Below are 8,916 nucleotides of genomic sequence, written 5' to 3'. Positions count from 1 at the left end.
CCGCGCTCGGTCACTTGCTTGACCGCTTCGATTTTGAATTCTTCGGGGTAACGCTGGTTGCTCATGGCACCTCCTGATGGGCCTCATTATGAGGCTTGGAGGTGTCTAAGAAATCAGGGGCGATTCAGGGTAGAGAAGCAGCCGGATATTTGTTTATAAGACATATATTCGCCGCACTCTTTCTCTCCTGATCTCAAGTCTTGTGAGTCAGCAAAAGAAAATTGGGTGCAAATTATTGCCAGCATGAAAGCTATTGTTGTGCGCATGCTGATTCCTTGGTGTCATAATGTTTGGTTAAGGGGCGGGCTTTAGCCCGTCCCAGTGAGCGAAGCGAGCGACTTGAACCATTTGTTAGAGGGCATGACGCCGCGACCTCAGCAGGTGGATACAAATTAGCATTGGAATGACTACACCAATAGCGGTGTTTACGCTCATTATGCCGATTGCGCCTGTAATGCTTGTGGTGAAGGGCTGCCCGACTATGTCGATGTATAGGTAGTACCACAAGCTTATTATTGGGTACGCCGTGAAGAACATAACGCCAGCCGCTGGGGCAAAGCAAAGCCAAACGAGCTTGTTCCCGAGCTTATAGTTTGTAACTGCGAGCACAAAATACAGTGTTGTTGCTGCAAGGGCTATTAGCGCTCTGCTTATATATCCTTGATTAAGCCAACTGCCTGATGCCAGTAGCAAGGCAACACACCAGAAGGCTTGGTGGTAAAGCGCTGTCTTTGTGCTTTTGGTGCGGACATCCGATGTCACTAGAATAACCTCTAACGATTAAGCTAACGAGCGGCCAAAAGTTCAGCTTTTGGACGCCCAGCGAACGAAGTGAGCGGTAGTTGAGCGAATTGTTAGAGCCCAACACCTTTGCTTTTGAGCCGGTACTGTTGAGTGAGGCTATGCCATTTTGGGTAAGCAGGGGAGCTAGAACTTAACCATACGCACGCCAATGCCTGACGCACTTTCTGTGAGGTTTTCGCTGGTAGTTCCAGCGCGTCTGCTGCTGAGCCCCCAACCCTTGTAAGTAGATCCTCCAGAGGACCTGCTGCTACATAAGCTAGCTCTGCATCGTTGGCAGCTGCTTCAATCAGCGCTAGGCAGAGCGGGAGACCACACTCTAGGTCGTGCACTGCATCATCGACAGCTTCCCATGCCGAGGAGAGTGTTTTGTCTTTGGTTCGGTAGTGCATGAGATATGCAGAGACTAATTCAGGCAGCGCATCCATTGCTTTGGGCTCTAAGAGGGAAAAAAGGGGACAGATTTATTTTTAGACCAGTGGAGCTGCACTATAAATAAATCTGCCCCCTTTTCCTATTATTCTGCTCGGGTGCTTATTTTTTCGCCTGTTTCTGCATCCTCTAACCAGACCTCCAGTAGGTTTAAGCCGATGTATTTTGTTTTTGCTATTATCTTTTGGCCGGCGTGACCTGTGAATTCTAGATCAGCAAATAAGAAGTGCCTTGGAAGCTTGTACTCAAGTTGTATTGAGTACTTCCCGGGAATTAATATTGCTTTCTGAGGGGAGTCATTTTTATAGTAGTATGTCGAGAACGGTATATTTCCGACCTTCTCACCATTAACTCTTATTATATTAAGCTCTGGCTCTAGGCTTATATATGATCTTTTATTTCTTTCTGCATGAGTGTTTGTTTCCAGGACGACATATTTAGACTCGTCAATTGTGCCTGACTCAACATTTGTGTACGCAGGCATTTCAGCGCAGCCAGACAAAAGCGCGGCGATTAATATTATTGTCTTTTTCATGCGTGTTACTTTCCTAATGATGCATAACGTTTGGTTAAGGGGCGGGCTTTAGCCCGTCCCAGTAAGCGAAGGGAGCGGCTTGAGGCGGTTTTTATTTGCTTTCCCAACTTGAAAGCCGCTCTTTAGAAATCCGAACCGCTTCTGTAGAAAATACCTTTGGGTATCTGAGGATGACCGCTTCAAATGCGAACTCTCCGAGGCCCATATTTAGCAGCGCTATGTACCCCTGGGTTTCTGTTGGACGACACACAGCCCGATTTACAGACTCAATAATCCCGTGCCTCTCAATCATTTGCCATGTGCGAATAGCGCGAGTTCTCTTTCCGTTCTTGACGCGCAGAGTTTCCTCATATGCGTAGATCGCTTGCAGCGCCTCCTTTTCCGCTTGAGTAGAGGCTCCGTATGCCTCTGCTCGTAGCTCAGTTGCACGAAGGAGGCTTCATTAGCCAAGTCTTGGCGTCCCTTCTGGATCGCGTTCTTTGCAAAAATCTCACATTTCTCAGGTGAGTCGATTTTCTTAATTCTGTCGTCCATAGATTCTCTCGACCGTGCATCCATCACATAACGCCCGCATTTGCGGCTGCAAAATCAGTCCAATATGCGTTTGTTAGTTGCGTTGTATGCCATATGCACGCCGCCATTGTGCTCTTGGCTTGCACTGACATCTAGACAGATGATCATTGAGATGATTAAGGTTTCTGCCAGCCCGCTCAATTACACTCTTATTTTTAACTCTTTTATCAATCAAGTTATAACACTCAGCGTAGAAGTTCTTTACAACATCAGGGGTTCCTGGCTTATATCCCTTTTCGATCTCCAAAAACCTTCTGATGCAAAGCACTACAAGATCAGACAACTGAATCATCGGATTCTTACGAGAGTCAATAGGGTAGCTAAATTCGACAATCCACTTGACCTTTTGGCTATTTGGAACTTCAAATCGGCGATTTTGAATAATTGCCTCAACGCTTTCGTGATGTTCCTCTTTTTCATCAAGTACAATCATACCTCTCGCAGATTGACCAAGATTCTCCTTAACATGCCAATTCATGTATGTAATCAAATAGTCGAACGACAGCAGATAGGGATGTCTAATATCGAATGCTGCTTGGTATTGGCACTGAGATTGATCAAGAGCGTTTTTTTCCACTGCAAAGAAGTGTACTTGGTGCCCAAGCTCTTCGATCAACCCCAATAATGATCTTACGAGCGCCAAACGATCGTCTATAGGGTGGCCGGCAAAGAATCCTTCCCCATTAGGCGAAAGTAACTCATGAGAGTGAACTTCAAACCCTGCAGGAATATTTTCATTAAAATAGTCGCCAATAATTGCATCTAGCCTTTCTTTGGTGTTATTCCATTTTTTGTCAGCGACACTCAGTCCGCCCAGTACAAAAATTGGTTGCTGTTGATCATTAAGATTTGCGCCTGAATCCCCACTCTCATCTAGATAAAAAAAGTGCATTACTTAATTCCTTTCTGCAGGGACTAACAGTGCTTAAGGGAAAAGGGGAAAGATTTATTTAGATCAACATATTCACCACAAAGGCTCTGCCAGTATTTGTTCAACACCAGAGAATGCAGCAACAAACTCATCCCGCCACTCTGCCTCAAGCCTGTCGGAATTATCCCGAATATGCTCGTATAAGCGGACTGCCTGATTTAAGTTGAGCGTGTGCGAGGCAGATGCGAGTTCCGCAGCAACTATGAAGAAGTCTCCGCTCTTCGAAACACTACGGACAAGCGCATCAAGGTCATTTGCGTCGAGGGGAATGTCATCCATGGCTAACTCCGGCAGGCCTCCCTGTAATAGCCAAACGCTACCCCTCGCCCTCAGAGCTGTCTAGCTACCGTGTCGAAAAAGTGTCGAAATCACTGCAAGGGATAGCGGGAAAATGCTGCACTGGCTGGCCTCCAAGGCCAGTAAAGCCGGGCTTTGCAGATCACTGCGAGGGGCTGGAAAGGGTTCGATTCCCATCACCCGCTCCAGACAGCCAAGAAAAAGCCCCGCCATCACTGACGGGGCTTTCTCGTTTCTGGTGCTTGGCCAGCCTGAACTCAAGTACTCAGGCTAGAAGAGATGCCTGCGTTAAGGTCAGGCAGAGAATAAGTCGCCTCCCCTTTTCCCGGATGCCCCCTCGACGTACTGACGAAAATCTACCTTCATCCCCCTGTGGTTAGCAGGGAGTAGCTAGACGCCGATTTGCCCTAACACACGCCCCTGCGGCGTCGACCTGGATGAATTGCTAGGCCGCCCCGGGCCTGTGTACGGCCAAGCGTTAACCTACTTTGGGAGAAGGCACTTGGCAGCAATGAACGCTACGGCGCCTGAAAGAGGTACCAGCAAGAGCGTGACTCCAAGCCCACCGAAACGGCAGGCGAGCGCCGGCAGAGTGAAGGCATCGCTACAGGCGATACGTGAGATGAAATCCAGATGGTTCGTGACCCACCACAACGTCAGAAACGAGACCAGCAACCCAATGGCCACTGAGACGGCTGTTCTCATCAAAAGCTTGGAGTCGTTCATGCGGTCTGACGTCCGAGATGCAAGGGAAAAGGGATAGAACTGTTTATAGGCAGTTCAGCAGACAACAAAACTAACCGAAGCCTGCCCCAACGCGACATAGCGATCATCCAGCAAGCAGCTAGATGCTGGGATGCCCGAGCACATCAAGCCAAATGCGGGTGAAGTATTCGAATGGCAACGCTTGCTCAAGGGGCAGGCTTCAGCCCATCCCAGCAAGCGACGCTAGCCACAGCAGCCAGACATGTCTAGCCACCCCGTGTCAAAAATGGCGAAGGGCAAGGGAGATTCCGCACTGATCGCGCAAGGCGTGTGAAGCCTCACGCACGGATGACGGCCAGGGACCTGGAGGATATTCGACGCTGCCAGTCGTCGCTGCTGTTTCGATATGATGGCGGCCGTTACCGCATGCCGAGAAATGGAATTCCCTCATGAACGATCGCCAGTTCCACCAGACGCAGCATCCACCTGTGCCGTCTGATCCTGCTGACACTGGTCATCTACAGCGGATGCGAGGTGCTCATCGAGCTCTGGCACAACAAGTACTCTGCGGCGCGGAGCAATCTCGCAGCGATGATCATGCTGCTGTTTTTCTGGTCGCTTGAACCACTGACCAACAGCCTGCAGAAATCCAGTTCATCACCGGAGCAGCGATAGATTCGCGAAGTACGTCCTAGGCGTTCCTGCCATCTGCCATGTAGCCAGACTGCTGAGAAGCGACTGCCCTCCCCATTCATGGGAACTTCTGCCCCCCAGGGCCTACAGAAAACTATGTGTCTTTTTCTGGAGGCCCCTGGCGATGGAGCAATGGAATATCTGGCTGGACCAAGAGTTCTGGCTCAACGTGGCGATCGTCGTGGTTGCCACCGCGCTGATCTACAGCGTGTTGCGTACCCTGGTCAGCACGCTGCACAAACGACTCAAGGCCTGGTCGAAGGGGCAGGACGGCAGTTGGCCAAACTTCCTGGCGGCGGTGATCGGCCGCACCAGCCGCTCGTTGCTGCTGGCCTTTTCCTTGCTGCTGGCGTTACGCCTGCCGGAGCTGCCCGACGGCTGGCAGAGCGCGCTGAGTCATACCTGGTTCGTCGCCCTGGCCCTGCAGGTGGCGCTGTGGGTCGATAGCGGCGTGCGCCTGTGGTCGCGCAGTCTGCTGATGAGTAAGAACGGCGGCCACTACAACCCGGTGATGACCACCATCATCAGCATCATGGTCCTGATCGTGATGTGGTCGGTGATGCTGCTGTCGATCCTGGCCAACCTGGGGGTGGATATCACGGCGCTGGTGGCCAGCCTGGGCGTCGGCGGTATCGCCGTGGCACTGGCGGTGCAGACGGTCCTCAGCGATGTGTTCGCCTCGCTGTCGATCGGCGTCGACAAGCCGTTCGAGATCGGCGATTTCGTGGTCTTCGGCGAGGTGGCCGGGACCATCGAGCACATCGGCCTGAAGACCACGCGCATCCGCTCCCTCAGCGGTGAACAGGTGGTCTGTGCCAACGCCGATCTGCTGCGCCAGGTGGTGCACAACTACAAACGCATGGACACACGCCGCATCGTCTTCAAGTTCGGTATCAACTACGACACGCCGAGCGACAAGGTCCGCCAGGTGGCCGAGGCGGTCGGCGATATCGTCCGGGCCACGCCCAAGGCCAGGTTCGACCGCGCGCATTTCCTCGGTTTCGACGAAAGCCAGCTGACCTTCGAAGTGGTCTACATCGTTCTGACCTCGGACTACAACCAGTACATGGACATCCAGCAGGAGATCAACCTGCAACTGCTCGATGCCTTGCGCGACCTGGACGTGCGCTTCGCCCTGCCCCGTCGCGACCTGCGCCTGGTGGGCGAACGCACGCCAGTGATCAAGGTCGCCGGCATGCCGCAGCAGGTCGACAACGGTGAAACCCGTGAGGATCAGCGGCTGCCCCGGTTCAGCTAGGCAGTGCGGACAACGGCCCAACTGATGACGCGGGGTGGGCGCGCCAGTCAAGGGGGCCCGCCACGCCTGCCCGCGCCTTCAGCGACGGCGACCGGGCCGCTTCGTAAAATATCAACAACGCCTGCCCGGCAGCATCGATGTGCGCCCCTGATTGCCTGTATTGCCCATTCTTGGGGCTCATCGTTTGTCGATTTTCTGCTCAGCAGACCTTTATCTGTTTGACATATTTTACGTTTTTGGCAGACTGCCCGCCCATTGCGGCAAGTGGCCGCGAACCCGCAGCGGCATCTGCCGTGGCGGTTTCGCTCGCCAGCCGTGACACGCCATGAAAACAACAATTCTGTCGGTCCAGGCGGCCTAGCGGGCACTGCCCACGCCGGACGACGGGCGAGCCACTGGTATCCACCCCATGCTGATCTGGTTTGTTGCGATCTACCTGCTGTTCACCGTCGGTGTCGGCTTCTATGCATCCACCCGTGTCAAGAACGCCAAGGACTTTGCCGCCGGCGGCAGGAGCATGTCCTTCCCCCTGGTCGCGGCCATGGTGTTCGCCACCTGGTTCGGCTCCGAAGCCCTGCTGGGCATTCCCGCCACCTTCATCGAAGACGGTTTCGCCGGCATCGTCGAGGACCCGTTCGGCTCCTTCGGTTGCCTGATGCTGGTCGGCCTGATCTTCGCCCGCCCGCTGTACCGCATGAACCTGCTGACCATCGGCGACTTCTTTCGCAAGCGCTACGGCGCGCACGTGGAGATCTTCACCAGCCTGGTGATCATCGGCTCGTACCTGGGCTGGGTGGCAGCGCAGCTGACCGCCCTGGGCGTGGTGTTCAACGTGCTTTCCGACGGGTCCATCAGCACCACGCAGGGGATGCTGATCGGCACCGGCATCGTGCTGCTCTACACCCTGTTCGGCGGCATGTGGTCGGTGGCGCTGACCGACTTCATGCAGATGATCATCATCGTCCTGGGACTGGTCTACCTGACCTGGCTGATCGGCGACATGGCGGGTGGCGCCGATGTGGTGATCAGCCACGCAGCGGCCGAGGGCAAGTTCACCTTCATGCATGCCTTCGAGCCACGGGATATCGTTGCCTTCATCGCGGCAGCGGTGACGCTCATGCTCGGCTCGATCCCGCAGCAGGACGTATACGCCCGCGTCATGTCGGCCAAGACCGAGAACATCGCCGCCCGCGCCTCCATGGCCGGCGCGGTGTTCTACCTGTCGTTCTGCATGCTGCCGATCTTCCTCACCTACGCCGCCTCGCTGATCGACCCGGCGATGGTGCAGCGCTGGCTGGCCGAGGATGCGCAGATGATCCTGCCGCACCTGATCATGGAGCGCACGCCGCTGTTCGCTCAGGTGATGTTCTTCGGTGCCCTGCTGTCGGCGATCATGTCCACCGCCTCGGGCACCTTGCTGGCACCGTCGGTGACCTTCACCGAGAACATCCTGAAGAACTTTGTGCCGGCGATGAGCGACCGCCAGTTCCTGCTGGCCATGCGTATCAGCGTGGTGGCCATGACCATCGCCACCTCGGTGTTCGCCCTGCACTCCACGGCGAGCATCTACGAGATGGTCGGCAATGCCTACAAGGTGACCCTGGTGGCCGCGGTGGTGCCGCTGTTCGCCGGTCTGTTCTGGAAGCGTGCGACGACCCAGGGCGCACTGTTCGCCATCGGCCTGGGCCTGGCGAGCTGGATCATCCTGGAACTGACCTATCAGGAAACCGACTTCTGGCCGCCGCAACTGGCGGGTCTGCTGCTCAGCCTGCTGGGGATGGTGGTGGGCTCGCTGATACCGCAGTTCAGCCGTGATCGCGGCGAGAGCGTGCAAGGCATCACAGCGGCAGCCTCGAGCAACGCCTGAAGAACGCAGGGCCCCTCGCTGTATGGAGGGGCCCTTTGCCACCACATAAGCCATTGAAAAACATCGTTTTTAATCTTCACACGAGACATATCGGCGGCTACTCTGCCGCCCCATGATTCGACGCCTACTCTCCCTGCTCTGCTGTTTCGCCAGCCTCTCCCTCCACGCCGCACCTGCCACCTTTGCCGAGGCCAAGCGCCTGGCCTGGCCGCTGTACGCCAAGCAGTCGACCGAGTTCTATTGCGGCTGCAAATACAGTGGCAATCGCGTGGACCTGCATTCCTGCGGCTACACGCCGCGCAAGAACGCCAATCGCGCTCGGCGTATCGAGTGGGAACACATCGTCCCTGCCTGGGTAATCGGCCATCAGCGCCAATGCTGGCAGAAAGGTGGGCGCAAGAACTGCGCCGCCAACGATACCCAGTTCCGCAAGGCCGAGGCCGACCTGCACAACCTGGTGCCGAGCATCGGCGAGGTGAACGGCGACCGCAGCAACTACAGCTTCGCCTGGCTGCCGCAGAAACCGCACCAGTATGGCCGCTGCCAGACGGTGGTGGACTTCAAGGCGCGCAAGGTGATGCCACGCCCGGCGATTCGCGGAATGATCGCGCGCACCTACTTCTACATGGCCGACCGCTACAAGCTGCGCCTGTCGAAACAGGATCGACAGCTCTACCAGGCGTGGAACAAGGCCTACCCGGTAGAACCCTGGGAGCGCCAGCGCAATCAGCGGGTGGCGTGTGTCATGGGTTGGGGCAACCACCACGTCGGCAGCGTCGACCTGAGTACCTGCCGCAAGAACCCGTGAAGCCCGCGGCCTGCGC

Annotated in this window: 7 protein-coding genes; 4 read left to right on the top strand and 3 right to left on the bottom strand. The window is 55.3% G+C overall.

The features are described 5' to 3' along the window. Positions 1-1,318 precede the first annotated feature (1,318 nt). The 3 genes from EWH21_RS08050 to EWH21_RS08040 all read right to left on the bottom strand — a co-directional run bounded on the left by EWH21_RS08050 (position 1,319) and on the right by EWH21_RS08040 (position 3,551). Positions 1,319-1,768, bottom strand: a complete 450-nt coding sequence (locus tag EWH21_RS08050) for a hypothetical protein (protein ID WP_277700249.1) — start codon at positions 1,766-1,768, stop codon at positions 1,319-1,321. 607 nt (positions 1,769-2,375) lie between these two features. Beyond that, on the bottom strand, positions 2,376-3,233 hold the full coding sequence (locus EWH21_RS08045) for a DUF3800 domain-containing protein (protein WP_277700248.1): 858 nt from the start codon (positions 3,231-3,233) through the stop codon (positions 2,376-2,378). 72 nt (positions 3,234-3,305) lie between these two features. After that, positions 3,306-3,551 (bottom strand): hypothetical protein, encoded by a 246-nt coding sequence (locus tag EWH21_RS08040; RefSeq protein WP_277700247.1) that lies wholly within the window; start codon positions 3,549-3,551, stop codon positions 3,306-3,308. Between the two features lie 1,257 nt (positions 3,552-4,808). Between EWH21_RS08040 and EWH21_RS08035 the strand changes: the two genes are divergently transcribed. From EWH21_RS08035 to EWH21_RS08020, 4 genes are all read left to right on the top strand, one after another. Continuing rightward, positions 4,809-4,949, top strand: a complete 141-nt coding sequence (locus tag EWH21_RS08035; RefSeq protein ID WP_277700246.1) for a hypothetical protein — start codon at positions 4,809-4,811, stop codon at positions 4,947-4,949. Positions 4,950-5,091: 142 nt separating this feature from the next. Beyond that, a complete protein-coding gene (locus tag EWH21_RS08030) occupies positions 5,092-6,225 on the top strand; it encodes a mechanosensitive ion channel family protein (protein WP_277700245.1) in 1,134 nt (377 codons plus the stop codon). A gap of 409 nt (positions 6,226-6,634) precedes the next feature. Further along, the gene (locus EWH21_RS08025; protein ID WP_277700244.1) at positions 6,635-8,092 is read left to right on the top strand and encodes a sodium:solute symporter family protein; all 1,458 of its coding nucleotides are present in this window, start codon (positions 6,635-6,637) and stop codon (positions 8,090-8,092) included. 112 nt (positions 8,093-8,204) lie between these two features. After that, complete coding sequence (locus EWH21_RS08020) at positions 8,205-8,900, top strand: endonuclease I family protein (protein WP_277700243.1); 696 nt, start codon at positions 8,205-8,207, stop codon at positions 8,898-8,900. Positions 8,901-8,916: the final 16 nt, after the last annotated feature.

The sequence above is a fragment of the Pseudomonas sp. REST10 genome (genome assembly GCF_029542605.1).
Taxonomy (GTDB): domain Bacteria; phylum Pseudomonadota; class Gammaproteobacteria; order Pseudomonadales; family Pseudomonadaceae; genus Aquipseudomonas; species Aquipseudomonas khazarica.
This window is presented reverse-complemented; position numbering and strand designations above follow the sequence as displayed.

What these genes read in the sequence shown, in the direction of transcription:
- EWH21_RS08050 (WP_277700249.1), bottom strand. Translation starts at nt 1,768, where the DNA reads ATGAAAAAGACAATAATATTAATCGCCGCGCTTTTGTCTGGCTGCGCT.
- EWH21_RS08040 (WP_277700247.1), bottom strand. Translation starts at nt 3,551, where the DNA reads ATGGATGACATTCCCCTCGACGCAAATGACCTTGATGCGCTTGTCCGT.
- EWH21_RS08020 (WP_277700243.1), top strand. Translation starts at nt 8,205, where the DNA reads ATGATTCGACGCCTACTCTCCCTGCTCTGCTGTTTCGCCAGCCTCTCC.
- EWH21_RS08030 (WP_277700245.1), top strand. Translation starts at nt 5,092, where the DNA reads ATGGAGCAATGGAATATCTGGCTGGACCAAGAGTTCTGGCTCAACGTG.
- EWH21_RS08025 (WP_277700244.1), top strand. Translation starts at nt 6,635, where the DNA reads ATGCTGATCTGGTTTGTTGCGATCTACCTGCTGTTCACCGTCGGTGTC.
- EWH21_RS08045 (WP_277700248.1), bottom strand. Translation starts at nt 3,233, where the DNA reads ATGCACTTTTTTTATCTAGATGAGAGTGGGGATTCAGGCGCAAATCTT.